At 65.4% G+C, this 24,532-nt stretch carries 17 protein-coding genes and 1 pseudogene; 11 read left to right on the top strand and 7 right to left on the bottom strand.

What is annotated here, in order from left to right; translation table 11 throughout:
- Window positions 1-36: 36 nt before the first annotated feature.
- Window positions 37-1,500, bottom strand: a complete 1,464-nt coding sequence (locus tag ARTSIC4J27_RS00285) for an amino acid permease (RefSeq protein WP_050053214.1) — start codon at window positions 1,498-1,500, stop codon at window positions 37-39.
- Window positions 1,501-1,652: 152 nt separating this feature from the next.
- Here ARTSIC4J27_RS00285 and ARTSIC4J27_RS00280 point away from each other — a divergent pair, with 152 nt between their 5' ends.
- The 4 genes from ARTSIC4J27_RS00280 to ARTSIC4J27_RS00265 all read left to right on the top strand — a co-directional run bounded on the left by ARTSIC4J27_RS00280 (window position 1,653) and on the right by ARTSIC4J27_RS00265 (window position 5,304).
- On the top strand, window positions 1,653-2,567 hold the full coding sequence (locus ARTSIC4J27_RS00280; RefSeq protein ID WP_050053213.1) for a LysR substrate-binding domain-containing protein: 915 nt from the start codon (window positions 1,653-1,655) through the stop codon (window positions 2,565-2,567).
- 183 nt (window positions 2,568-2,750) lie between these two features.
- The gene (gene panD, locus ARTSIC4J27_RS00275) at window positions 2,751-3,176 is read left to right on the top strand and encodes an aspartate 1-decarboxylase (RefSeq protein ID WP_200900723.1); all 426 of its coding nucleotides are present in this window, start codon (window positions 2,751-2,753) and stop codon (window positions 3,174-3,176) included.
- 63 nt (window positions 3,177-3,239) lie between these two features.
- The gene (locus tag ARTSIC4J27_RS00270; protein ID WP_050053211.1) at window positions 3,240-4,166 is read left to right on the top strand and encodes an AEC family transporter; all 927 of its coding nucleotides are present in this window, start codon (window positions 3,240-3,242) and stop codon (window positions 4,164-4,166) included.
- A gap of 10 nt (window positions 4,167-4,176) precedes the next feature.
- A complete protein-coding gene (locus ARTSIC4J27_RS00265) occupies window positions 4,177-5,304 on the top strand; it encodes an FAD-dependent oxidoreductase (protein ID WP_050053210.1) in 1,128 nt (375 codons plus the stop codon).
- A 13-nt stretch (window positions 5,305-5,317) separates the two neighbouring features.
- On the opposite strand, the pseudogene ARTSIC4J27_RS00260 reads toward ARTSIC4J27_RS00265, so the two are convergent.
- From ARTSIC4J27_RS00260 to ARTSIC4J27_RS00250, 3 genes and pseudogenes are all read right to left on the bottom strand, one after another.
- Window positions 5,318-5,665, bottom strand: a pseudogene (locus tag ARTSIC4J27_RS00260) (MFS transporter); the annotation flags it as partial.
- A 52-nt stretch (window positions 5,666-5,717) separates the two neighbouring features.
- Complete coding sequence (locus ARTSIC4J27_RS00255; RefSeq protein ID WP_050053208.1) at window positions 5,718-8,348, bottom strand: trehalase-like domain-containing protein; 2,631 nt, start codon at window positions 8,346-8,348, stop codon at window positions 5,718-5,720.
- Window positions 8,349-8,661: 313 nt separating this feature from the next.
- A complete protein-coding gene (locus ARTSIC4J27_RS00250) occupies window positions 8,662-9,651 on the bottom strand; it encodes an LLM class flavin-dependent oxidoreductase (RefSeq protein WP_050053207.1) in 990 nt (329 codons plus the stop codon).
- Window positions 9,652-9,792: 141 nt separating this feature from the next.
- On the opposite strand from ARTSIC4J27_RS00250, the gene ARTSIC4J27_RS00245 reads away from it, so the two are divergent.
- A complete protein-coding gene (locus ARTSIC4J27_RS00245) occupies window positions 9,793-10,665 on the top strand; it encodes an aldo/keto reductase (protein WP_050053206.1) in 873 nt (290 codons plus the stop codon).
- 28 nt (window positions 10,666-10,693) lie between these two features.
- Window positions 10,694-11,392 carry a type 1 glutamine amidotransferase domain-containing protein gene (locus ARTSIC4J27_RS00240; protein ID WP_050053205.1) on the top strand — a complete coding sequence of 233 codons (699 nt, stop codon included), beginning with the start codon at window positions 10,694-10,696 and terminating at the stop codon, window positions 11,390-11,392.
- A 96-nt stretch (window positions 11,393-11,488) separates the two neighbouring features.
- Here ARTSIC4J27_RS00240 and ARTSIC4J27_RS00235 read toward each other — a convergent pair whose 3' ends face one another.
- Entirely contained in the window at window positions 11,489-13,930 is a 2,442-nt protein-coding gene (locus ARTSIC4J27_RS00235; RefSeq protein ID WP_050053204.1) for a PxKF domain-containing protein, read from the bottom strand.
- Between the two features lie 423 nt (window positions 13,931-14,353).
- Between ARTSIC4J27_RS00235 and ARTSIC4J27_RS00230 the strand changes: the two genes are divergently transcribed.
- On the top strand, window positions 14,354-15,337 hold the full coding sequence (locus ARTSIC4J27_RS00230) for an ABC transporter substrate-binding protein (RefSeq protein ID WP_050053203.1): 984 nt from the start codon (window positions 14,354-14,356) through the stop codon (window positions 15,335-15,337).
- Window positions 15,338-15,406: 69 nt separating this feature from the next.
- Here ARTSIC4J27_RS00230 and ARTSIC4J27_RS00225 read toward each other — a convergent pair whose 3' ends face one another.
- Complete coding sequence (locus tag ARTSIC4J27_RS00225; RefSeq protein ID WP_050053247.1) at window positions 15,407-16,240, bottom strand: pyruvate, water dikinase regulatory protein; 834 nt, start codon at window positions 16,238-16,240, stop codon at window positions 15,407-15,409.
- 18 nt (window positions 16,241-16,258) lie between these two features.
- On the bottom strand, window positions 16,259-18,655 hold the full coding sequence (gene ppsA / locus ARTSIC4J27_RS00220) for a phosphoenolpyruvate synthase (RefSeq protein ID WP_050053202.1): 2,397 nt from the start codon (window positions 18,653-18,655) through the stop codon (window positions 16,259-16,261).
- Window positions 18,656-18,859: 204 nt separating this feature from the next.
- Between ppsA and ARTSIC4J27_RS00215 the strand changes: the two genes are divergently transcribed.
- From ARTSIC4J27_RS00215 to ARTSIC4J27_RS00200, 4 genes are all read left to right on the top strand, one after another.
- Window positions 18,860-19,495, top strand: a complete 636-nt coding sequence (locus tag ARTSIC4J27_RS00215) for a TetR/AcrR family transcriptional regulator (protein ID WP_050053201.1) — start codon at window positions 18,860-18,862, stop codon at window positions 19,493-19,495.
- A gap of 99 nt (window positions 19,496-19,594) precedes the next feature.
- Window positions 19,595-21,112 (top strand): aldehyde dehydrogenase family protein, encoded by a 1,518-nt coding sequence (locus ARTSIC4J27_RS00210; protein ID WP_050053200.1) that lies wholly within the window; start codon window positions 19,595-19,597, stop codon window positions 21,110-21,112.
- On the top strand, window positions 21,113-22,771 hold the full coding sequence (locus tag ARTSIC4J27_RS00205; protein ID WP_050053199.1) for a GMC family oxidoreductase: 1,659 nt from the start codon (window positions 21,113-21,115) through the stop codon (window positions 22,769-22,771).
- Window positions 22,772-22,861: 90 nt separating this feature from the next.
- Window positions 22,862-24,478 carry an APC family permease gene (locus tag ARTSIC4J27_RS00200; protein WP_050053198.1) on the top strand — a complete coding sequence of 539 codons (1,617 nt, stop codon included), beginning with the start codon at window positions 22,862-22,864 and terminating at the stop codon, window positions 24,476-24,478.
- Window positions 24,479-24,532: the final 54 nt, after the last annotated feature.

Here is a 24,532-nt window from a genome sequence, read left to right as displayed (position 1 = left end):
TAAGCGGCATCAAGTGAGAGAGCGTCCGGGAGCGGGTCAGGCGAGGGGGCGGTGCATCTCCACAATCTCCTCGTGCCGCGGGCTGTTGGGGTTCATCAGTGAGTTCCGTTTGCCATAGAAGAAGTAGATGGCCAGTCCCACCACCAGCCAGATGCCGAACCGCAGCCAGGTTTCCCAGTGCAGCTGGAACATCAGGAACGCAGAGGCCAGGACACCGAACGCCGGAACCAGCGGCATCAGCGGCAAGCGGAAGGAGCGGGGGGCGTCCGGGCGCTTGTACCGGAAGATGATCACCGCGAGGCAGACCACGACGAACGCAGCGAGGATGCCGATATTGGTGAGGTCGGCCACCGCCTTGATGGGGAAAACACCGGCCAGCAGGGCTGAGGCGATGCCCGCAATCCAGGTGACCCGCTGTGGCGTGCCGTGCTGGTCAGTCTTGGCGAACCAGCCCGGCAGGAGCCCGTCGCGGCTCATGGAGAACCAGACGCGGGTGACACCCAGGAGGAAGGTCAGCATCACGGTGAGGATGGACAGCACGGCGAACACGGAGATGATGGTGGCGATGATCGGCAGGCCAACACCGGTGAAGGCGGAGGCGAAGCCGGCTGTCGGGTCGATGTCCTTGTAGTTCTGCATCCCGGTGAGGACCAGGGTGGCGGCCACATAGAGGAGCATCGCGATGATCAAGGACAGGATGATGGCCTTGGGCATGTGCTTCTTGCCGTCGGTTGCTTCCTCTGCCGCCGTACTCATGGCGTCGTAACCGAACACCGCGAAGAACACCGTCGCCGAGCCGGCCAGCACCGGACCGAAGCCGCTGGGCATAAACGGGTTGTAGTTGTTGGTGTCGATGTAGAAGACGCCCAGGCCGATGATGAAGAGGATCAGGACCACCTTGATGGCCACGGCCACCAGTTCGAACCGGCCGAAGGCCTTGGTGCCGCGGGACAGGATCCAGGTGACGATCAGGCAGACAACAATGGCAGGAATATTTACGATGCCGCCCTTGCCTTCATCCGGAGTTGACGTCATCCAGATTGGCATGTGGATGCCGATGCCCGAGAGGAACGCGTCAAAGTAGCCGGAGATGCCAATGGCCACCACAGCCACGATGGCGATGTATTCGAGCAGCAGGTCCCAGCCGATGAACCAGCCAATCACCTCGCCGAGGGCAACGTAGCCGTAGGTGTAGGCAGAGCCGGCGCGTGGAATCATGCCGGCAAACTCTGCGTAGGAAAGCGCCGCGGCCGCGGAGGCAAGGCCCGCGATCAGGAAGGAAATCAGCACCGCCGGCCCCACCCCGGGACTGGTTTCACTTCCAGCGGCCACCAGCCCGGCAAGGGAGAAGATGCCGACGCCGATGATGCCGCCAACGCCGATTGCCGTCAGCTGCCACAGCCCGAGTGACTTGAAGAGGCCACTGTGTTTGTTTTCTTCCTCGATGTCATCGATCGGCTTGCGCCGCATGATCGACTGGGTCATGTCTCTACTGCTCATCAGGAACTCCTGCTTGGGTGCTTCCCCGTCACGGCGCGCGAAGAATCGCTTGTGACGGGGGTAACTCGGTCCCAACAGTATGCAAGGGTGCTTGCGTTAGATAAAGTGACTACTTCTAACCTATATTCATTAGTTCCGGTAAGGATTTCCTCATGCTTGACGTCCGCCGGCTCAGGCTGCTCCGGGAACTAAGCATCCGGGGGACGCTGGCGGAGGTGGCTGAGGCACTCCAGTACAGCCCGTCGTCGGTATCCCAGCAGCTGGCCCTCCTTGAGAAGGAAGTGGGCGTGGAGCTGCTCCGGAAGACCGGCCGGCGGGTCCAGCTCACGCCGCAGGCCGAAGTGCTGGTGGCGCATACGGCCAATCTGCTGGAAACCATGGAGCAGGCGGAGGCGGACCTCGCCGCTTCCCTGACCACCGTCACGGGAACGGTCCGGATCGCGGTGTTCCAGTCCGCAGCCCTGGCCCTGATGCCGGACACCCTGACGAGGATGAGCACCGCCTACCCGGAAGTCCGGATCGAAATGATCCAGCGCGAGCCGGAAACGGCCCTGCACGAAACCTGGGCGCGCGACTTCGACCTTGTTATCGCCGAACAGTATCCGGGCCACGCGGCGCCCCGCTACCCCGAACTGGACCGCATCAAGCTGACCACCGACGCCATCCGGCTGGCCGTTCCGCCGGCGTCCGACGGCGGGCCCGCCATCCGTTCGCTCGAGGACACCGCGGAGCTCGCCTGGGTCATGGAGCCGCGGGGTGCCGCGTCCCGCCACTGGGCCGAGCAGGCCTGCCGCAGCGCCGGCTTTGAGCCCGACGTGCGTTTTGAAACCGCGGACCTGCAGGCCCAGGCCCGCCTGATCGAGTCCGGCAACGCGGTGGCCCTGATGCCCGACCTGGTGTGGACCGGCCGCGGCACAAGTGCCCAGCTCCTGGAACTTCCCGGAAAACCGCACCGCACCATCTTCACCTCCGTGCGCCGCTCCAGCGCCCAGCGGCCGGCCATTCTGGCAGCGAGGGAGACGCTGGCCGCAGCAGCCGCGGCGGTGGCAAGGAACGACGCCGAGTGACCGGCCGCCGTCGTACGCGCCCTGCCTGGGATGGCAAGCTGCGGTCCGATGTGCGCCATGAACCGGCCCGTCGCTGCGCAGAAGCGGTCCCTGCGTCACCAGGGGCGCCTTCATTGCGCAGGGAGCGTCAGTGTTCCCTGCGTCACTGCGCCGTGGCGCCCCCGGCGCTAGACTGATGCCGTTATGAATCGAACAATGTTCAAGTCCAAAATCCACCGGGCCACCGTCACGCACGCCGACCTGCACTACGTCGGTTCCGTCACCGTGGACCTGGACCTGCTCGAGGCCGCCGACATCCTGCCCGGCGAGCTCGTGTCCATTGTGGACATCACCAATGGCGCACGGCTTGAGACCTATACCATCGCGGGCGAGCGGGGTTCCGGTGTCATCGGCATCAACGGTGCAGCGGCGCACCTCATGCACGAGAACGACCTCGTCATCCTGATTACCTACGCCCAGATGACCACCGAAGAGGCCAAGGCCTATGAGCCACGGGTGGTCCATGTGGACGCGGACAACCGGATCATCCAGTTGGGCAATGACCCCGCTGAGGGCCTCACTCCCGGGATGATGCGCCCCCCTTTCGCGCTTAATAACGCCACCGTCTAACCGGAGCGTGTGTCCCGGTACCCACATCCGCCGCGGCCTGGGGGATAAGCCGCCGGTGATCCCTTGCTAGGTGTCCTGGCCGGCTTCTTTGTTGTCTGGTGCATCATCCTGGTGGGCTGGTTCGTGGGACGGCGGAAGATCCTTGGTGACAACGCCCGCCAGGTGCTCAGCTCCCTCACCTTCTTTGTGGCCAGCCCCGCGCTGCTCTTCGAAACGCTGAGCAAGGCCCGCCTCGCCGAAGTATTCGCCGCACCCCTTTTGGTCACAGCGGTGGCCGCCATCGCCACTGCCGCCATCTTCTTCAGCATCGCCAAGTTTTGGCTCAAGCGCTCCCTGCCTGAATCCCTGATGAGCTCGATGGCAGCCTCGCTCGCCAACTCCGCCAACCTCGGTATTCCTATCGCGGTATATGTCCTGGGTGATGCGAGCTATGTGGCGCCGCTGCTGATCTTCCAGCTGGCCTTCTTCACGCCGCTGTTCCTGATGATCCTGGACTCCAGTACCAGCGCGCACCGGACCACGCCCCTGAATTTTGTGGTGATGATCCTGCGCAACCCCATGATTGTGGGGTCCGCGCTGGGCCTGGTGGTGGCCGGTACCGGCTGGCAGGTCCCGCCGCTGGTGATGGAGCCCATCCACCTGATCGGCGGTGCAGCGATTCCGGCCATGCTGATCGCCTTCGGCATGAGCCTGAACGGTACCCGCCCGCTGCAGGCGGCTGCGGGACGGCGCCTGGACACCCTGGTGGCGAGCGGTTTCAAGCTGGCCGTCCAGCCGGGGCTGGCGTATCTCTTCGCCCGGTTCGTGGTGGGCATGGACGGGCATGCCTTGTACGCCGTGGTGGTCACGTCCGCGCTGCCCACCGCCCAGAACGTCTTTGTGGCCGCCAGCCGGTACAAGACCGGCCTCACCGTGGCCAAGGACACCGTGCTGATTACTACCGTTGTGGCCGTTCCGGCGATGATTGGCGTAGCGCTGCTGCTGACGTGATGGGAGATTGATGGGCAAGATGCTGGACACCGTGGTGATCGGCGGCGGAGCGATGGGGTCGGCCGCCGCCTGGGCGCTGTCCCGCCGCGGCCGCCAGGTCACGCTCGTGGAGCAGTTCGGACCGGGGCACAAGATCGGCGCCTCGCATGGCAGCACCCGCAACCTGAACCCGGGCTACTACCGCCCCGAATACGTGGCGATGCTGGCCGAGGGGCTGGCCCTGTGGGACGAGCTGGAGCAGGAGAGCGGCGCGACGCTGCTGGCCCGCACGGGAATCGTCAACCACGGACCGGACCCGCGGCTTCCGGACGTCGCCGCGGCGCTGAACGAGGCCGGCATCCGGGCGGAGTTCCTGTCCCCCGCGGAGGCAGGCGAGCGCTGGCGCGGTATCCGGTTCGACCAGCAGGCGCTGCATATGCCCGACGGCGGCCAGCTCAACCCGGAAGCGGCGCTTCCCGCCTTCCAGCGGCTGGCCGCAGCACGCGGCGCCGAGATCCGGCACCACACCAAAGTGGTTGAGTTCCAGGTGGTGGACGACGGCGTCCGGCTGGCTTTGGAATCCGGCGCCGGTATCGAGGTGGTCACCGCCGCCCAGGTGGTGGTCACAGCCGGCGGCTGGACGGAGAAACTCCTTGGCAGCAGCGGTGCAGGACTCCGGATCCCGAAGCTGCGGGTCACCCAGGAGCAGCCCGCACACTTCCGCGTGGCCGATGCCGGTGCCGTCTGGCCCGGGTTCAACCACATGCCGGGCACCGGCGCGGAATATAAGGACTGGTACTCCCCTGTGTACGGGATGCAGACCCCGGGTGAGGGGATCAAGGCCGGCTGGCACGGTGTGGGACCGCTGGTGGATCCGGACAGGCGGTCCTTCGAGCCGGAACCCGTGCAGCTCGCGGCCCTGCAGGATTACGCGCGGACATGGTTGCCGGGCGTGGATCCGGAGTCATTCGAGGCCATCAGCTGCACCTACACCACCACCCCGGACGAGGACTTCATCCTGGACCGGATCGGCCCCGTGGTGATAGGCGCCGGGTTCTCCGGGCATGGGTTCAAGTTCACGCCCGTAGTTGGCCGGATCCTCGCGGACCTCGCCACCGGCACCCGGCCGGCGCCGGACATCTTCCGCGCTTCCCGCTAGGTACCAGCGGCAGCTATGTATCAGCAACGCTCCGGCTTTTTTCGGGGTCCGAAACCGGCTCCCCGGCGTCCGCGGCGTCCGCTTTCACTGCCGGCATCGCCAGCACCGCCGCCACGGTAAGGATGCCGCCCACCAGCGCCGCCAGGAAGACTGCGCCGGAAGCCGCCACGACGGCCGGGGCGTCGCCTTCGCCCGCTGAGTTCGCATAAACCGCGTTCGCCACCGCGCCGAACACGGCCACACCCAGTGCGCTACCAATAGACCTGGCGAACAGGTTGGTGCTGGTGACCACGCCGCGCTCATTCCAGGAAACGCTGGACTGGGCGGAAATCAGGGTGGGAGTGGCCACCAGCCCCAGGCCAGTCTTATGGGTCCCTGTTACCTCCACTCTAGGTACCCATAACCGACGCCGACTATCTCCTGCCCTGGTGTTCGTCCAGGAGCCGGGCGCAGCGGATGAAGCCAAGGTGCGAATACGCCTGCGGATGGTTTCCCAGATGGGTCTCCGTGCCGGGATCGTACTCCTCGGGCAGCAGCCCGGTGGGGCCGAAAAGGTTCACCAACTGGTCGAACAGGTCCCAGGCCTCGTCGATGCGGCCCACGGCTACATAGGCTTCAATCAGCCAGGTGGTGCAGATGTGGAACCCGCCCTCCAGCCCCGGAAGGCCGTCGTCGTACCTGTACCGGAAGACCGTGGGCCCCACCCGCAGCTCCCGCTCAACGGCGGTGACGGTGTCCAGGAATCGCTGGTCCGAAACATCCAGGAGGCCGGATAGGCCTATGTGCAGGACGGCGGCATCCAGGTCCGGGCTGTCGTAGGCCACGGTGTAGGAATTTGCCGACTCATCCCAGCCTTCACGCAGCACCTCATCCCGGATGGTGCTTGCAGTTGGTGCCCAGGCGGGGTCCGGCTCCCGGCCGTGGCGTGCGGCTGTCCGCAACGCGCGGTCAAGGGTCACCCAGCACATCACCTTGGAATAGACGTGGTGGCGCGCTGCCCGCCGGGCCTCCCAGATGCCATGGTCGGGTTCGTGCCAGCGGGCCAGGACGGCCGAGGCCATCTGGGCCATCAGATCCCAGTGGTCATCGGCGAGCATGCCTTCCCGCTCGCTCAAGGTATGGATCAGTTCCGCAACGGGCCCGAAGACGTCCAGCTGTACCTGGTGGTCCGCGGCATTGCCGATCCGGACAGGGCGGGAGCCGGCGTATCCGGGGAGGCTGTCGACGACGGCTTCCGTGGAGAGCGGGGCGCCCGTCACCGAGTACAGGGGGTGCAGCCATTCGGGGCCGGGCGCGTGTTCGAGGATCCGTCCCAGCCAGCCGAGGAATCCGGCGGCCTCCGCTGTGGAGCCGAGGTCCACCAGCGCGTTGACGGTCATGGATCCGTCCCGCAGCCAGCAGTACCGGTAGTCCCAGTTCCTGGTCCCGCCGATACCTTCAGGCAGTGACGTGGTGGGGGCCGCGAGGACGGCGCCCGTGGGTTCATGCACCAGGGCCCGGAGCACCAGGGCGGAGCGCCGCACCAGGGAAGGCTTAACTGAAGGCAGGGCAAGCCGCTGCACCCACTGCCGGGCATGAAGGGCCACCTCCGCCCGCCGCTCCGTTTCCCCGTCCGGGTCCGCAGGCTGCGGTTCGGTGTCGCCGCAGCGCAGGTTGAGCACCACGGGCCCGTCCTGCAGGTTCACGGATGCAGTGGCGGTGGCGTGGCGGCCGTCCGAGGTGATGCTGAAGGTCACGCCGGGCGCGAACAGGATGATCGGTTCCGACGTACCCACCACATGCAGTTCACTGCCGCGGGCTTCCATGCTGAACGGGGCGTTGGCGTAGTCCGGCCGGGGAGCGAAGACGATCCTGGCGGCTCCGTTGCCGGAGAGCACCCGGACCAGGCTTGTGATGCCGTCCGGGGCGGGCTCCAGGTAGTCCGTGACCGTGACGTCCGCCCACCGGGTTTCAACGATCATGGTGCTGTCCACATACCGCTGGCCCAGCACCTGGGAGGCCTTGACCGGTTCCACCGAGAAGTGGCCGGCGGCGTCCCCGCCCAGGATGTGGGCAAACAGGGACCCGGAGTCCGGCAGCGGGTGGCTCATCCAGCAGATCTTGGCGTCGGGTGTCAGCAGCGCGGTGGAGGATCCGTTGCCGATCATGGTGTGCCGTTCCAGGCCCACGGCGTCCTCGCCGAACAACCAGGCCCGCCGCAGTTCGAAGAGGAGGGCCAGGACGCGGGCGAAGGATTCGGGGTCGCGGACACGGTGCGCGGCGCTTGTCTCCCCCGGGCCCACGTGCAGTCCCAGGTCCGGCCCGCGGAGAGTGGCGATGGCGAGTTCGTCGCTGTAGGCGTCGCCCGCGAACATGGCTGCACTGGCCCCGAGCCGGGAGCGGAGTGTTTCCAGCGCCTCGGCTTTGGACGGTTCCACCACAGACAGGTCAAGCACTGAGCCGTCCACGATGAAGAACAGGCCGTGGACCCGGGCGATCTCCCGGGCCGTTTCGGTGACAGACTCCACAACCTCCGGCGGCGCCGGCCGGGTGTGGACGGAAACTGCCACGGGTTTGCGTTCAATCCAGATCCCTTTTTGGAAACCCACTGCCTCGTTCAGCGCGGCGTTGACCTTTTGCAGGACAGATTCGGTGGCGAGGGTCTGGCCGTGTGCGTAGCCCATGTCCGATTCCGCGCCGTGCGAGCCGATGAGATGCACCTCCACCGGAAGGCGCGAAACCGCCGCAAGGTCACGGAGCGATCGCCCCGAGATGATGGCGGCATGGGTGTTGGGCAGGGCCGCCAGGGCGCGCAGGGCTATGGCCGCGCTGCCCAAGGGAAGGATTTCGGTGGAGATCCCTTCGGCGTCGCACAGGGTACCGCCGTAGTTGCAGGCCACCAGCAGACCGGGAACGCGGGCCAGTACTTTGAGTTCGGCGAGGAGCGCAGGCGTCAGCCCGTTGTCCGCCGCATCAGACTGGACGAACGCGCGGAGCATCTCCAACGGGAGGGAACGGGTGAGCAGCGCGGAATCCGCCACGCTTTGGTTCAAGGGCGTCGGCATCCAGGTACCCCTTCACGGAAGGACCAGTCCGGGAATTCAGCCCGCGGGATCGCCTGCGGCCTACCGGTTGGTGCCCCTCCCGGGAATCCCAGCGATTCCCAAGGAGAGGCAGTTCCCATAGTCGGCCCCGGCGGTTTCCCCCGAAAGTCCCCCGCATTGCGTATGTGTAAAAGTCCGGCGGAAAAACTTCGGCGCCGTCACGCAGGGCAGCCTTTTGGACCACGACGTCGGCGCGCGCCGCACGGAACAAGGGAACCCGCCGTCGTGCTTTCCCAAAAGGATGCCGGGCGTGACACGGCGGCGGACCAAAGTACTAGACGCGGGCCAGCCCGGCAGCCTGCGCCAGGAGTTCCACGGACCGCAGCCGTTCCTCCGTGCCGGTGCTCTGGTGCGCCACGATAAGTTCGTCGGCGTCGGCGTGCCGGCCGAACCCGTCCAGGTAATCGAGGACGGCGTCCGGTGTGCCCACTGCGGAGTAGGTCATCATCTGCGAGACGTGCTGGCCCTGCGGGGAATCCAAGATCATGTCCGCTTCGTCGTCGGTGAATTCCCGGCCACCGCCGAAGAACAGGGATACGCGGGCACGCTTGGTGGCCTGCATCATGGCCTGCGCCTCGGACGCGGAATCCGCGGCGATCACGTTGACGCCGGCGATGACGTGGGGCGCGTCCAGCTGCGCCGAGGGCTTGAACTCGCGGCGGTAGAGGGCTACGGCGTCCTGGAGAGCATTGGGGGCAAAGTGGGAGGCAAACGCGTACGGCAACCCCAGCTGGGCGGCCAGCCGCGCGCCGAACAGGGAAGATCCCAGGAGGTACAGCGGAACGTTGGTCCCCTTGCCCGGGGTGGCCTCAACGCCTTGGATCCGGGTGGGACCGGTGAGGTATCCCTGCAGTTCCAGGACATCCTGGGGGAAGCTGTCCGCGGACATCGGGTCACGCCGCAGGGCGCGCATGGTGTTCTGGTCGCTGCCGGGAGCACGGCCCAGGCCCAGGTCGATCCGGCCGGGGTGGAGGGTTTCCAGGGTCCCGAACTGCTCGGCGATGGTGAGCGGCGAGTGGTTGGGCAGCATCACGCCGCCGGCACCGAGCCGGATGCTTTCGGTGTGCGCGGCAACGTGGGCGATCAGCACGCTTGTCGCGGAGGAAGCAATCGAGGACATGTTGTGGTGCTCGGCGTACCAGACCCGCCGGTAGCCCAGTTTCTCGGCGCTCTGCGCCATGGCCACGCTGCCCGCGAAGCTCTCCGCCGCCGTCTGGCCCTTGCCGATGGTTGCCAGGTCAAGGATGGAGAGGGGAAGAGTCACGGTAAGTGCCGGCCTTTCAGAACGTTTCGCAGGAAGGTGCCGGCCGGGGTGCGGCGGGCACGGTTTGTATAACGACGGCGGCGGCCGGCTTATTTCTGTGATCTCCGGAATACTCAGCAGGCTGATGATGTTGCCGCCCCTATGAGCCTTGAGACAACGAACCAGTTGGAACTGTCCGCAACGATCGACCTGAAGGATCTGGGAACCGTGCACCGGCTCGGCTTCGGCGCCATGCGCATCGTGGGTGACGGCGTCTGGGGCGAGCCTGCAGACCGCCAAGCAGCACTCGACGTGGTGCGCCGCGCCGTCGAACTCGGCGTCGACTTTATCGATACCGCAGACTCTTACGGACCCAACATCAGCGAGGAGATCCTTGCCGAGGCCTTGTACCCCTACAAGGCCGGGCTGAAAATCGCCACGAAAGTGGGTTTCACCCGCACCGGTCCCCACCAGTGGATCCCCGTTGGCCGGCCGGAATACCTCCGCCAGCAGACGGAACTGAGCCTGCGGAAGCTGAAGGTGGACACCCTGGACCTGCTCCAGCTGCACCGCATCGATCCGAAGGTGGACGCCGAGGAGCAGTTCGGCGTGCTCCGCGAACTCCAGGACGAGGGCAAGGTGCGGGCGCTGGGCCTGTCGCAGGTGAGCGTTGAGGAGCTCGAGGCGGCGGGGAAGTATTTCACTGTTTCAACCGTGCAGAACCGGTACAACCTGACGGACCGGAGCTCGGAGGACGTGCTGAGGTATTCAGAGGAGAACGGAATCGGGTTTATTCCGTGGGCGCCGATTTCGGCCGGCGAACTGGCGCAGCCGGGCGGGCCGCTGGACGAGGCGGCGAAGCGCCTCGGCGCCACCACCTCCCAGGTTGCGCTCGCCTGGCTGCTGCGCCGGTCCCCGGTGATGATGCCCATCCCCGGCACCGGCTCCGTGAAGCACCTGGAGGAGAACCTGGCCGCCGCGGGCATCACGCTCGACGACGAAACCTGCGCCGGGCTCGAAGCCCCCGGCGAGTAGCCACTTCCGTACAGACAGGAGCAGCACTATGGCAAACATTTTGATGGTCGTTTCAGCAGCAGATTCACTCACCATGAAGGACGGCAGCAAGCACCCCACCGGGTTCTGGGCCGAGGAGCTGGTGGTGGCCCACCAGACCCTGCTCGACGCCGGCCATACCGTCCACATCGCCACGCCCGGTGGCCGGAAACCCACCGTGGACCAGGTGTCCCTCGCCGCCGAGTCCGCCGGCGGTGAGGAGCGGGCGAAAGGCTTCCGGGACTACCTGGCCGCAATCGATGCCGAACTCTCGCACCCGCTGGTGCTGGCCGACGTCGACCCTTCCAACTACGAAGCGGTGGTGATGCCCGGCGGCCACGGCCCGATGGCCGATCTCTATAACGACGCGGACCTGGGCCGGCTGCTGGTGGCCGCGGACAGGGACGGCAAGGTTATCGCGCCGTTCTGCCACGGTCCTGCGGGGCTGCTCAGCGCAGCGGACGACGGCGGCGCTTTCGTTTTCGCCGGATGCCGCCTCACGGTGTTCAGCAACGAGGAGGAGCTGGGCGGCGGTACCGGTGAGAACACGCCGTGGCTGGTGGAGGATGCCCTGAAGGAAAAGGGCGCGGTTATTGAAAACGCGGCGGCGTGGACGTCCAACGTGGTCCGCGACGGCAACCTGATCACCGGCCAGAACCCGCAGTCCAGCGAGGACGTTGCCAAGGAAGTCATCAAGGCTCTGGGCTGACTCACCCAGCTGCCCCTGATGGCAGAGCAGTGGCCCGGTCTGATGACCGGGCCACTTCCCTGCGGCGCACGTCGTGCGGCGCTGCCGCTGCTGCCGCTACTTCAGCTTGAAGTTGGCACTGATGGAACTGCCGTCCTTTGCCGTCATCGTGAGCTTGTAGCAGGTACCGGCGCCTGTGGGCGTCTTCCAGTTGTACACAAACTGGCCTGCGATGGCGTCATAGCGGAGGGAGGTGCTCCCTGTAGCTACAGTCTCGATAACATCCTCCGAACCGCCAGGCGTGCACTGGATTTTCGCGGCGGAGAACTTCATCAGGCTGGGGTCAGTCAGTTCCGTTGAGCCCGCGAAGACTTCAAACTTCGCCGGGACCGTGCTGCCACCCTTCACCGTGTTGAATACACCGTTCATATCGATCGGCTGCGAGAAGCCAGTCAGTGTCCACGCCTTGACCTCGTAGGACTGGGTCACCGTCGTCCGGTTACCGGCGAGGTCAATGGCTGTTGCGGTCAGGACGTGCTTTCCGACTCCAGGCTCGTAGGCCGAGACGGTGCAGGTTCCATCCAGCCCCGAACCTCCGCCGTCCGATGCATTGCAGCCTGGGACTGAGGGAGCTGAGCCGAAGTAGCTGTCACCGAGATCGGAGGTGAAGGACACCGAAGGCGCCGTCTTGTCGATCTTCAGTGTCGTCCAGGCTCTGCCAGCAGCACGGACGTTTCCCGCAAGGTCCTCAAACTCGGGACTTTGCACGGTCACTGAGTCACCCTCGGTCGACGCCGTCACCTTCTTAGTCGCTTCGAGAGGTCCCGACACGGGATCCGTGGCCTCGAAAGTGACCTCAACGTCCGTGTTGTACCAGCCGTGAACATTGGGATCGGTCGTAGCACCGCCGTAGGAGACTTCCGGGGCCGTCTTATCGATCTTGAAGGTCTGTGTGGCGGCGCCCGCCGGGGTGATGTTGCCGGCGTTGTCTACAAATACCGGGCTCGATACTTTGACATCCGCCGCCTCCTCGCCATTCGAAGATACCGTCCGTGAGGAAGTCAGGAGTCCCGACGTTGCATCCGTTGCCGTGAAGCGGGCCTCAACATCGGAAACGTACCAATCGTTCTTGCCCGGCGTGCCCGCTGCGACCTCGGTGTACTTTACGGCCGGCGCTGTCTTATCAATCATGAATGATTGGGAAACCACGCCAGCGGCTGTGATGTTGCCGGCATTGTCCGCGAAGGCGGGGCTCTGGACCGTCACCGCTGCACCTTCGCCGGACGAAATCGCCGTTTGGGTTGCGCTGAGCGGTCCGGAGATGAGGTCCGTTCCCCTGAAGATTGCCTTGACATCGGAGGTGTACCAACCGCCAAAGCCGGAGGTTCCAGTCGCAGAGTCGTAGCTGACGCTCGGCGCGGTCTTGTCGATCTTGAACGTCTGTACTGCAGCGCCTGCCCCGGTGATGTTGCCGGCGACGTCGGTGAACGCGGGGCTGGTCACTTCCACTGCGGCGCCCTCACCGGAGGAGGTCACCTTCTGAGTTGGAATGAGCAGCCCCGAAGTGGCGTCAGTTCCGGTGAACCTGGCCTCCACATCGGAGGTGTACCAGCCGTTCACTCCCTCGGTTCCGGTGGCGCCGTCAGAGGCAACGGATGGGGCAGTTGCGTCCTTCTTAAGGTTGACGGTCTCGGTTGCCGCAGTTCCACCGTCGCTCACGGCAAAGCAGCTGAAGTCTGTTGCCAACTGGTCTTCAGTGATGATTTGGTCCTCACAGCCCGTCACCTTCAGCGTGCTGTGGGAATCGCCTTCCGCTACCGTCCAGTCCAGGGCGACAGCGCTCTTGTACCAGCCACTTGAGCCATCAGGAGTGGTGGGTGACAACGTGTAAGAGATCACCGGTGCCGTTGTATCAGTGATCGTGTAAGGAACGGAGCCGGACGCGGTGAGGCCTCCCTTGTCCGTGTAGGCGCAGCCGGCCTCCTGGGTTCCGATGCCGGTAGCGGCATCCTCGCCCGCGATAGCACTCAGGGTTGCAGGGAACAATTTATTGCCATCTTCGGCGTCCGTGACGTTGCAGATGGCAGCGGGGACGGCGCCTTTGGGATAGTAGGCACCAGCATTGACTCCGGAAATATTAAGCACAGGGGCAGTATTAGCCGGTGCCGGCGCCACGACATTCACCGTAAAAGCCGCGGGCGCGAGGTTAAAGGTGCCACCTGTGGTGTTGCTGATTTGGGTCGCGGTTATTGTCGCAGAGCCAACGCCTATCGGGCTCATGGTCAACTGCTTCGCGTCGCCGCACGTTTCGAAGACAACGGTGGACGGGGAAACGGTGGCTACGGTGGGATCACTGGACGAAAGCTGCAGTGTGAGAGCATTAGTTCGGCCCGTGAGGTTGCAACCGTTTTTGCCGTCTTCGTTGGAAGTTTGTACAGCAAGTGTGGTGGTGCCGCTTGCACCACCGACATTCAGCGGCATAACCTCTGCAACCGAATCAACGGTGGCGTCCACTGTGTTGTAGATGTCGTCCGCCCACGCGATACCTGAACCTGCCAAAACCAGTGTCCCCGACGCAACCGCTGCGGCCGCCCTGGTGCTCGTTCGTCGAAGCAGACCCTTCCCCTCAGCTAAAGCTTTCCCACCTGGCGAACCGTTCATCTGCGTCTCCTCAAGACCAAGTGCCCCACCTTTGGGCGCAACGTACTTCACGGTAGGGGCGCGACGATGGTCAGCACACGCGTAATCGCCCACCTGTCTTTCGCCTGAAGTACTCGCTTTCCCAAGCCGCACTCGCCCAGCACTACTTGGACTTGCCGAGTTCGGGCGTTGCAAATATGACCGCCGCGGTCCTCCCGTGACCTGCAGTTACTCCCCGTATCTCCGGGTTTCAGAGCCTTTGATTCGCCCGCCCGCGTTGCCGGATAGTTGCTGCAGCGAACACCATCCGTTGCAACAAAGACCTACCTCCAAGGAGGAACAATGGCCATCACCAAGGCGAAACCGGCTGCTGCCGTGGCCCTCACCCTCACCGCGCTGCTCGGGGTGGCAGCGTGCGCCGATCCGGGTGCGACGGCGGCGACAGCACCGACGTCGGAATCCTCCGCCGCAGCGGCCGGCAAGACCTTCAACCTGTCCCCTGAGCAGGACCGCTTCCAGGTTTCCGTGGACGCTGAAGCCGCCGCACTGGTCCCCGAGGCCATCAAGGCCGACGGCAAACTGACTGTGGTCAGCACCGGCGGCACCGCCCCGCTGAGCACCTTTGCCACGGACAACACGACCCTGATTGGCAGCGAGGTGGACATAGCCTACGCGGTGGGCGAGACACTGGGCCTGCAGGTCGAAGTCCTTCCCGTGGCCTGGGCTGACTGGCCGTTGGGGATTGAGTCCGCGAAGTACGAAGCCGTGCTGTCCAACGTGACCGTCACCGAAGCGCGGAAGGAGAAGTTCGATTTCGCCACCTACCGGAACGACCTGCTGGGCTTCTACGCGAAGAGCGGTTCGGACATCGGCGAGGTCAAGGAGGCCAAGGATGTTGCGGGCAAGCGCGTCATTGTTGGCTCCGGCACTAACCAGGAAGCCATCCTGGTGCGCTGGGACGAGGAGAACAAAAAGAACGGCCTGAAGCCGGTCGAGTTCCAGTACTACGACGACGACTCCGCCTCCACGCTGGCCCTGCAGTCCGGCCGTGCGGACCTCACGTTCGCGCCCAATGCCGGGTCCGCCTACAAGGCCGCGCTGGATGGCAAGAGCAAGCAGGTGGGCACCCTCAACGGCGGCTGGCCCTTGACCGCGCAGATCGCCTTCACTACAAAAAAGGACAACGGCCTGGCCGTCGCGGCCCAGGCCGCACTGAACGAACTGATCGAAAACGGCACCTACGCCAGGATCCTGGACCGCTGGGGCCTGTCATCCGAGGCGATCCAGAAGTCCGAGCTGAACCCGGCGGGCCTGCCCAAGAAGTAAAAGGACCTGCCGACGAACGGGTCCCCGCCCTGCCCCGACAGGGCGGGGATCCTTCGTGGTGGCACATGCTCAATGGTGCAGCTGCATGCGCTGGAGAACGGTGGCAGAGATTTCTTCGACGGACATCGAGGCGGAATTCACGTACGGCACCTGGTTGACCCGGTACATGTCCTCGGCGTTGCGCAGCTCGAAGGTGCACTGGCCCAGCGACGCATAGTCACTGCCGGGCCTGCGCTCCTGGCGGATCTGGCTCAACCGGACGGGCAGGGAGGTGAGTCCGAAGCACTTGTCCGCGAACGGCTGCAACGGTTTGGGCAGGGACATGCTGGCGAAGTCCTCCTCCACCAAGGGGAAGTTGGCCGCGAGGATGCCGTGCTGCAGGGCCAGGTACATGGTGGTGGGGGTCTTGCCGCAGCGTGACGGGGCGATGAGGATCAGTTCGGCGCGCTCCAGTGCACGTAGCGACTGGCCGTCGTCGTGCTCGATGGCGTATTCAACGGCGGCCATGCGCGACTGGTAGCGGGCCGCGTCACCCACGCCATGGGCCTGGCCCGGCTGTCCGCTCGCGGAGGCATCCAGGGCCTGTTCCAGCCGGCCGATGTGCGCACCGAACAGGTCGAAGAAGTGCCCCCGGCTTTGGGACAGGACGGCCCGGATGTCGTTGCCTACGGTGGTGGAGAAGATGATCGGCCGCGGCCCTTCCGCGGCCAGCTGGTCGATGACGGCGACCACCTCGTGCGCCTGCTGCACAGAGGTGATAAAGGGAATCGTCCGGCGCTCGAGGCGCCGGCCGGGAAATTGCGTGAGCAGAGTATTGCCCAGGGTTTCGGCGGTGATACCGGTGCTGTCAGAAAGGAAGAACACCGTGGGGGCGGACGAGCTGTCCGCCCCCACGGTATCCATCCGGTGGACGTCGGCCACTCAGACCGCGGAGCGGGTGCGGGCCAGGCGCAGCCAGGTGTCCGTCACGGCATCGGGGTTCAACGAGATGGAGCTGATGCCCTGTTCCAGGAGCCACTCGGCAAAGTCCGGGTGGTCGCTGGGGCCCTGCCCGCAGATTCCGACGTACTTGCCCTTGGCCCGGCAGGCCGCAATGGCCATCTCCAGGAGCTTCGTGACCGCGGGATCACGTTCATCGAAGCCTTCGGCCACCAGCGCGGAATCACGGTCAAGGCCCAGCGTCAGCTGGGTCAGGTCGTTGGAACCGATCGAGAAACCATCAAAGTACTCGAGGAACTCATCGGCGAGCAGGGCGTTTGAGGGAAGCTCGCACATCATCACGATCTCCAGGCCGTCCTCACCCCGGCGCAGCCCGTTGGCGGCCAGCAGCTCGGTCACGCCGCGGGCCTCGGCCAGGGTGCGCACGAACGGGACCATGATCTTGATGTTGGACAGGCCCATCTCGCTGCGCACGAATTTCAGGGCTTCGCATTCAAGTTCGAAAGCCCGCCGGAACGAGTCCGAGAGGTACCGGGAGGCCCCGCGGTAGCCGATCATGGGGTTTTCCTCGGCCGGTTCGAACGCCGGGCCGCCCAGCAGGTTGGCGTACTCGTTGGACTTGAAGTCCGACATCCGGATGATCACCGGTTCCGGTGCAAAGGCCGCAGCGATCGTGGAGATGCCCTCGGCCAGGCGCCGGACGTAGTAATCCCGGGGTCCGTCGTACGCTGCCGTCTTCTCGCGGATTTCCCGCACGGTGTAGTCCGAGAGCGAGGCGGGGCGTTCGATTTCTCCCGCCACCGCCAGCAGGGCGTTGGGGTGGATGCCGATCTGGCGGTTGATGATGAATTCGAGGCGGGCCAGGCCCACACCGTGGTGCGGAAGCCGGGCGAAGCTGAAGGCCTGCTCGGGGGTGCCCACGTTCATCATGATCTTCACCGGCGCCGGCGGCATGGTGTCCAGGCTGGTCTCGTTCAGGGTGTAGTCCAGCAGGCCCTCGTAGACCAGGCCGGCCTCGCCCTCGGCGCACGAAACAGTGACCGGGACGCCGTCCGCCAGCACCCTGGAAGCGTTGCCGGTTCCGACGACGGCCGGGATGCCAAGCTCGCGGGCAATAATGGCCGCATGGCACGTGCGCCCGCCACGGTCCGTGACGATGGCGGCGGCCTTCTTCATGATCGGTTCCCAGTCCGGGTCCGTCATATTGGCCACCAGGACGTCGCCGGCCTGGAACGAGGCCATCTGGTCGATCGAGGTGAGGACCCGCACCTGCCCGGCGCCGATACGCTGGCCGATGGCCCGGCCTTCCACCAGGACTGCGGAGCGCTCGTTCAGCGTGTACCGGGAGATGGTGCCCGTGGCCTTACGCGACTCAACAGTCTCGGGACGGGCCTGAAGGATGTACAGCTCGCCGTCCACCCCGTCCTTGCCCCACTCAATGTCCATGGGACGGCCGTAGTGCGCCTCGATGGCCACCGCGTGGCGGGCAAGCTGCTCCACTTCTTCATCCGTCAGGCTGAAACGGCGGCGAAGGTCCTGCGGCACGGGCACGAAGTCCACGGTCCTGCCCACCTCGCGGGACTCTGTGTAGGTCATCTGGACTGCTTTTTCGCCCAGGCCGCGCTTCAGGACTGCCGGGCGTCCGGCGGCCAGGGCCGGCTTGTAGACGTAGAACTCGTCAGGGTTAACGGCACCCTGCACCACAGCCTCCCCCAGTCCGTAGGACGAGGTGATGAAGACGGCGTCGTTGAAGCCCGTTTCGGTGTCCATGGTGAACATCACCCCGGAGGCGCCGACGTCGGAGCGGACCATACGCTGCACGCCGGCCGAGAGTGCCACCTCGGAATGGGTGAACCCGTGGTGCACCCGGTAGGCGATGGCGCGGTCGTTGTAGAGAGAGGCAAAAACATCCTTAATGGCGAGCAGGATGTTCTCCACGCCCCGGATGTTCAGGAACGTCTCCTGCTGCCCCGCGAAGGAAGCGTCAGGAAGGTCCTCTGCCGTGGCACTGGAACGCACCGCCCAGGACACGTCCCCCGCGTGCTGGTCCGTCAGGCGGGTGTAAGCGGTACGGATCTGCTCCTCGAAACCGTCCGGAAACGGGGTGCTGCGGATCAGGTCCCGGATCTGTTTCCCGGCCAGGGCCAGGGCGGCCACGTCGCCGCTGTCCAGGCCCTCAAGGATGTCTTCGATCCGGGTGTCCAGGCCCGAGCCGCTCAGGAAACGCCGGTAGGCGTCAGCGGTGGTGGCGAAACCGTCCGGCACTTTGACCCCCGCCGAGGCGAGGCCCCGGACCATTTCGCCGAGCGAGGCGTTTTTGCCGCCGACCTGGTCGAGGTCGGACAGGCCGAGGTCCGAAAACCAAAGAACGTCAGTCATAGGTGGTGCTCCTTCGTTGGGCACGCTCTGACAAGCGCTTAAAAAAGATGTGATGCAAGGTTGGGCGGTACGCCGTCCGGAAGCAATTACATGTGACATGCACAACATCATTCGGAAGTAATGAAAGGTCACCAAGTTGTCTGACAGATGCGGCCTGGCAGCGGCCAAAGTGCACCTGCACCGGTTTGGCAATAGTCTGGCCAGATGGGGACAAACACGGTCAACGGCGAACAAATCGACAGGCAGTCGCGCATTCTTGAAGCTGCACTGGACCTGTTGTCCCGCCACGGCATCTCCGGCGTAAGCATGCGCGCGGTGGCCCGGGAGGCCGGCGTCGCGCTGGGCCTGGTGAACTACTACTACGACGATAAAACAAGCCTGATCCGGGCCGCCCTGCGCCGCGTGGACGAACACGACCTTCTGCTGGTGGCACAGGACCCGTCCATTCCCGCGGATGAGCAACTCCGCAAGGCACTGCGCCGGGTGGCGGCCGCCGACCTGCTGACCACACGGCACCTGTCCCTGCGCCTGCATTTGTGGGCCCTCGCGCAGGCAGACGAGGACTACGCGCAGATCAATGCTGCCGCTTTTGACCGGTACATCGACGGGCTTGCGGCGCTGGTCTCTGAAGCCCAGTCGGGGATGCCGTGGGAGGAATGCCGGGCGCGGGCCTCGGACATCGTGGTGATACAAAACGGCATGTGGCTGACCTCGCTTCTGGGCGTGGACCAGGAGTCCATCGAACGGAGCATCCTCCGCACCGAGGAGATCGCCTTCGCGCCCTACCAGGACAATAGTGGCGGCAATAAGCCCAGCGAGGACGCCGTCCAGGAACGCTAAGCACCGCGGCAGCCGGTGCCGCAATCAGCAACGGTAATATTTGAACGAGTGTTCAAATTACTATTGAACACTCGTTCAACTTCCATTACTGTCCTGCGTATGACTTACGCCACACCGTCTCCGGACGTGACAGCATCCACCCTGTTCATCAACGGCTCCTGGGAGCCGGCAGCGTCAGGCGCCGTGCGCCACATCCACAACCCTGCCGACGGCGAGCTGGCCGCCACGGTATCCGAGGCCGGCCGGGAAGACGCCGAGCGGGCCATCGCAGCAGCCCGGGCCGCCTTCGACTCAGGTGTCTGGTCCAGCGTCCCGGCTCCCGAGCGGGGCACCTTCCTGCTCAAAGTCGCAGCCGAACTTCGCGAACGCCGGGAAAAGTTCGCCCGCGCCGAATCGCTGGACACCGGCAAGCGGATCATCGAAAGCCGCATCGACATGGACGATATTGCTGCCTGCTTCGAGTACTTCGGCAGGCTCGCTGGACAGCAGTCCGGACGTGTGGTCGATGCCGGGAACCCTGACGTCGCCAGCAAGATCGTCTACGAACCGGTGGGGGTCTGCGGCCTGATCACTCCATGGAACTATCCCCTGCTGCAGGCGGCGTGGAAGATCGCGCCCGCACTGGCCGCCGGCTGCACGTTTGTCCTTAAGCCCTCTGAGCTGACCCCCTCCACCGCCATCCTGGCCATGCAGCTGCTGCAGGATCTCGGCCTGCCGGACGGCGTCGCCAACCTCGTGACCGGGCCCGGTGCCGAGGCGGGCGCACCGCTCTCGGAACACCCCGACGTCGACCTCGTCTCCTTCACCGGCGGCCTGGAAACCGGCAAGCGCATCGCCGCGGCCGCCGCCGGAACCGTCAAAAAGGTGGCGCTGGAACTGGGCGGCAAGAACCCCAACGTCGTGTTCGCGGACGCGGACTTTGACGCCGCCGTCGACAACGCCCTGAACGGGGCCTTCGTCCACTCCGGCCAGGTCTGCTCGGCGGGGGCACGGCTGGTGGTGGAGGAATCCATCGCCGAACGCTTCGTCGACGAACTGGTCCGCCGCGCGCAGGACATCCGCCTGGGCGGCCCGTTCGATGACTTGGCCGAAACCGGCCCGTTGATCTCCGCAGCCCACCGGGAGAAAGTCCACACCTATGTCCAGCGCGGCATCGAGGAGGGGGCGCGGCTGCGGTGCGGCGGCGCGGCACCTTCCGGAGAGAAGTTCGACGGCGGTTTCTACTACCAGCCCACCGTCCTGGACCGCGTCCAAAAGGGTATGTCCGTGGTCATCGATGAGGCGTTCGGCCCGGTCGTTACCGTCGAAACCTTCCGCACGGAGGACGAGGCTGTGGCCACCGCCAACGACACCATCTACGGACTGGCCGGCGCGGTCTGGACCCAGGACGCCGGCAAGGCGCAGCGCGTGGCAGGCCGGCTCCGGCACGGCACCATCTGGATCAACGACTACCACCCTTATCTCCCCCAGGCCGAGTGGGGCGGCTTCGGCCAGTCCGGCGTCGGCCGCGAACTCGGCCCCACCGGTTTGGCCGAATACCAGGAAGCCAAGCACATCTACCAGAACACCAGCCCCCAGGTGACCGGCTGGTTCGCTGACCACGGCAAGGAGAACTAGATGCACTTCGACAACATCGAGGACCTCAGCGAGCGCGGGTTCGACTACGTGGTGATCGGCGGCGGATCCGCCGGAGCGGCTGTGGCAGCACGGCTGAGCGAGGATCCGGAGGTGACCGTGGCCCTGGTGGAGGCGGGACCGGATGACCGCAACATCCCGGAAATCCTGCAGCTGGACCGCTGGATGGAGCTGCTGGAATCCGGGTATGACTGGGACTACCCGGTGGAACCGCAGGAGAACGGCAACTCCTTTATGCGCCACGCCCGAGCCAAAGTCATGGGCGGCTGCTCCAGCCACAACTCCTGCATCGCCTTCTGGGCCCCGCGGGAGGACCTGGACGAATGGGAATCCAAGTACGGCGCAGCCGGCTGGAATGCGGACGCCGTCTGGCCGCTGTACAAGCGGCTGGAAACGAACGAGGACGCCGGCCCGGACGCACCCCACCACGGGGACTCAGGCCCCGTGCACCTGATGAACGTGCCCCCGGCCGATCCTGCCGGCGTCGCGCTTCTGGATGCCTGCGAGCAGGCCGGAATCCCCCGCGCGAAGTTCAACACCGGAACCACGGTGGTCAACGGTGCCAACTTCTTCCAGATCAACCGCCAGGCGGACGGCACCCGCGCCTCAAGCTCGGTTTCCTACATCCACCCGATCATTGAAAGGGAAAACTTCACCCTGCTGACCGGCCTCCGCGCCCGCCAGCTGGTGTTCGATGCGGACAAGCGCTGCACCGGCGTGGACGTGGTGGACTCGGCGTTCGGCCGGACCCACCGGCTCTCCGCACACCGCGAGGTCATCCTGTCCACCGGGGCCATCGACTCGCCCAAGCTGCTGATGCTCTCCGGGATCGGCCCGGCGGCCCACCTGGCGCAGCATGGCATCGAAGTCCTGGTGGACTCCCCCGGCGTGGGCGAGCACCTGCAGGATCATCCGGAAGGCGTGGTGCAGTTCGAGGCGAAACAGCCGATGGTGCAGACCTCCACCCAGTGGTGGGAGATCGGGATCTTCACCCCCACCGAGGACGGCCTGGACCGGCCGGACCTGATGATGCACTACGGCTCGGTCCCGTTCGACATGAACACCCTGCGGCACGGCTACCCCACCACGGAGAACGGCTTCAGCCTCACCCCGAACGTCACGCACGCCCGCTCCCGCGGCACCGTCCGGCTGCGCAGCCGCGATTTCCGGGACAAGCCGATGGTGGACCCGCGCTACTTCACCGATCCCGAGGGGCACGACATGCGGGTGATGGTGGCCGGCATCCGCAAGGCCCGGGAAATCGCCGCCCAGCCGGCAATGGCCGAATGGGCCGGGCGCGAGCTGTCTCCCGGCGTCGAGGCCCAGACCGACGAGGAACTGCGGGACTACATCCGCAAGACCCACAACACCGTGTACCACCCGGTGGGCACGGTCCGCATGGGGCCGGTGGACGACGAGATGTCGCCGCTGGATCCCGAACTGCGGGTCAAGGGCGTGACGGGGCTGCGTGTTGCCGACGCCTCGGTGATGCCTGAACACGTCACCGTCAATCCCAACATCACCGTCATGATGATCGGCGAGCGCTGTGCTGATTTGGTCCGCGCGGACCTCATCCGCGCCGGCAGGTCCGGCGAACCCATGGCCATCGAAGAAATGGAGCTCACCGCGTCCCTCGCCTGAGCGGCGGGGTCCCGGCGGCAGGGCGAGCCTTTTCCTCGCGCCACGTCCGGCCGGTCATCACTATCGTGCTTTTCTGATCTAGGAGTCCACATGGCGGAACCCAGCAAGAGTATTGATTCAAGCGGCATGGACGAGTTTGGTTATACGCAGACCCTGGACCGGAGCATCGGCAAGTTTGCCAGCTTCGCGGCAGGGGTCAGCTACATCTCCATCCTCACTGGTGTTTTTCAACTGTTCTACTTTGGTTTTTCCATGGCCGGCCCCGCGTATGCGTGGTCCTGGCCCCTCGTCTTCGCCGGCCAGCTGATGGTGGCGTTGTGTTTTGCCGAACTGGCGGGCCGCTACCCCGTGGCCGGCTCGGTGTACAACTGGGCCAAGCGGCTTGCCTCCGGGACCTCGTCCTGGCTGGCCGGCTGGCTGCTGCTTCTGTCCTCCATTATGGCGTTGGGATCCGTGGCGCTGGCCCTGCAGATCACGCTGCCGCAGCTCTGGTCCGGCTTCCAGTTTGTCGGCGACGGCACCGGCCCGTACGACTTCGCGATGAACGGGGTGGTGCTGGCGACCATCATGATCACCATCTCAACCCTGATCAACGCGTTCGGCGTGAAACTCATGACCAGGATCAACAGCATTGGCGTCTTCGTGGAGCTGGTGGCCGCGGTGCTGCTCATCCTGGCGCTGGCCTGGCACGTGGTGCGCGGACCGGAGGTCTTTTTTGAGACCGCCGGCTTCGGCGAAGGCCACGATCTTGGCTTCTTCGGTGTCTTCCTGATCGGCGCCATGGCGTCCGGTTACGTGATGTACGGCTTTGACACCGCAAGCTCCCTGGGCGAGGAGACCAAGGATCCCAAGCGCACCGCCCCCAAGGCCATCATCCGTGCCATTACAGCATCCTTCGTGCTCGGTGGCCTCATCCTGCTCTTCGGCATCCTTGCGGCCCCGGACCTTGCCGATCCCAAGGTGGGAGCTGCCGACGGCGGCCTGCAGCACATTGTGCTCTCCGTCCTGGGCGGGCCTTTCGGCAAGGCCTTCCTGGCATGCATCGTGGTGGCAGTGGTGGTCTGCACCCTCGCTGTCCACGCCGCCGCGATTCGCATGATGTTCGCCATGGCCCGGGACAACAACCTCCCGTTCAGCCGGCAGCTCAGCAAAGTGGACCCGGTCCGCAGGACCCCCACCATCGCCGCGATCGTAATCGGCGTGATTGCCGTCATCCCGCTGCTGGTCAATGTGATGCAGCCGGCCATTTTCACCATCCTGTCCAGCATCAGCATCGTCCTGATCTACCTGTCATACCTGCTGGTCACCGTCCCGCTGCTCCGCAAACGGCTGCAAAAGAAGTGGCCGCTGGCGGACGACGGCTCCGAGCCCGGCTTCAGCCTGGGCAAGTGGGGGCTTCCGGTGAACATCCTCGCGGTCCTGTGGGGCGGTGCCATGACGCTGAACCTGGTGTGGCCCCGGCCGGAAATCTACAACTCCGTGCCGCCGTTCGAATGGTACTTGCAGTGGGGCGGGGTGATCTTCGTGGCCGCCGTCACCGGCGGCGGCGCCCTGCTCTACCGGCTGAAGATCCGCCACCAAACGGGAGTGTTGGCCGAGCACGCCGCGGCAGTGGCAGCACATCCGTCGTCGGGAACTGCCCCGTCGGGAACTGCTCAGCCGGCAACCGCAGCAGAACCGCGGGCGGTGGACGCCACAGTGGCCTGAGCCGCTGCAGCCACACCTTTTTGCCCGGTTTCCCCTGGCGAAGGGCCGACGGCG

This window comes from Pseudarthrobacter siccitolerans, from assembly GCF_001046895.1.
Classification (GTDB): Bacteria; Actinomycetota; Actinomycetes; order Actinomycetales; family Micrococcaceae; genus Arthrobacter; species Arthrobacter siccitolerans.
Note: the sequence above shows the minus strand (reverse complement) of the source record. Positions and strands in the feature narration are given on the sequence as shown.

Bases quoted from the DNA above. Each gene is read 5' to 3' on its own strand.
- ARTSIC4J27_RS00240 (WP_050053205.1), top strand. From the start codon at position 10,694: ATGGCAAACATTTTGATGGTCGTTTCAGCAGCAGATTCACTCACCATG.
- ARTSIC4J27_RS00265 (WP_050053210.1), top strand. From the start codon at position 4,177: ATGGGCAAGATGCTGGACACCGTGGTGATCGGCGGCGGAGCGATGGGG.
- ARTSIC4J27_RS00280 (WP_050053213.1), top strand. From the start codon at position 1,653: ATGCTTGACGTCCGCCGGCTCAGGCTGCTCCGGGAACTAAGCATCCGG.
- ARTSIC4J27_RS00230 (WP_050053203.1), top strand. From the start codon at position 14,354: ATGGCCATCACCAAGGCGAAACCGGCTGCTGCCGTGGCCCTCACCCTC.
- ppsA (WP_050053202.1), bottom strand. From the start codon at position 18,655: ATGACTGACGTTCTTTGGTTTTCGGACCTCGGCCTGTCCGACCTCGAC.
- ARTSIC4J27_RS00245 (WP_050053206.1), top strand. From the start codon at position 9,793: ATGAGCCTTGAGACAACGAACCAGTTGGAACTGTCCGCAACGATCGAC.
- ARTSIC4J27_RS00225 (WP_050053247.1), bottom strand. From the start codon at position 16,240: ATGGATACCGTGGGGGCGGACAGCTCGTCCGCCCCCACGGTGTTCTTC.
- ARTSIC4J27_RS00285 (WP_050053214.1), bottom strand. From the start codon at position 1,500: ATGAGCAGTAGAGACATGACCCAGTCGATCATGCGGCGCAAGCCGATC.
- panD (WP_200900723.1), top strand. From the start codon at position 2,751: ATGAATCGAACAATGTTCAAGTCCAAAATCCACCGGGCCACCGTCACG.
- ARTSIC4J27_RS00210 (WP_050053200.1), top strand. From the start codon at position 19,595: ATGACTTACGCCACACCGTCTCCGGACGTGACAGCATCCACCCTGTTC.
- ARTSIC4J27_RS00215 (WP_050053201.1), top strand. From the start codon at position 18,860: ATGGGGACAAACACGGTCAACGGCGAACAAATCGACAGGCAGTCGCGC.
- ARTSIC4J27_RS00200 (WP_050053198.1), top strand. From the start codon at position 22,862: ATGGCGGAACCCAGCAAGAGTATTGATTCAAGCGGCATGGACGAGTTT.
- ARTSIC4J27_RS00255 (WP_050053208.1), bottom strand. From the start codon at position 8,348: ATGCCGACGCCCTTGAACCAAAGCGTGGCGGATTCCGCGCTGCTCACC.
- ARTSIC4J27_RS00205 (WP_050053199.1), top strand. From the start codon at position 21,113: ATGCACTTCGACAACATCGAGGACCTCAGCGAGCGCGGGTTCGACTAC.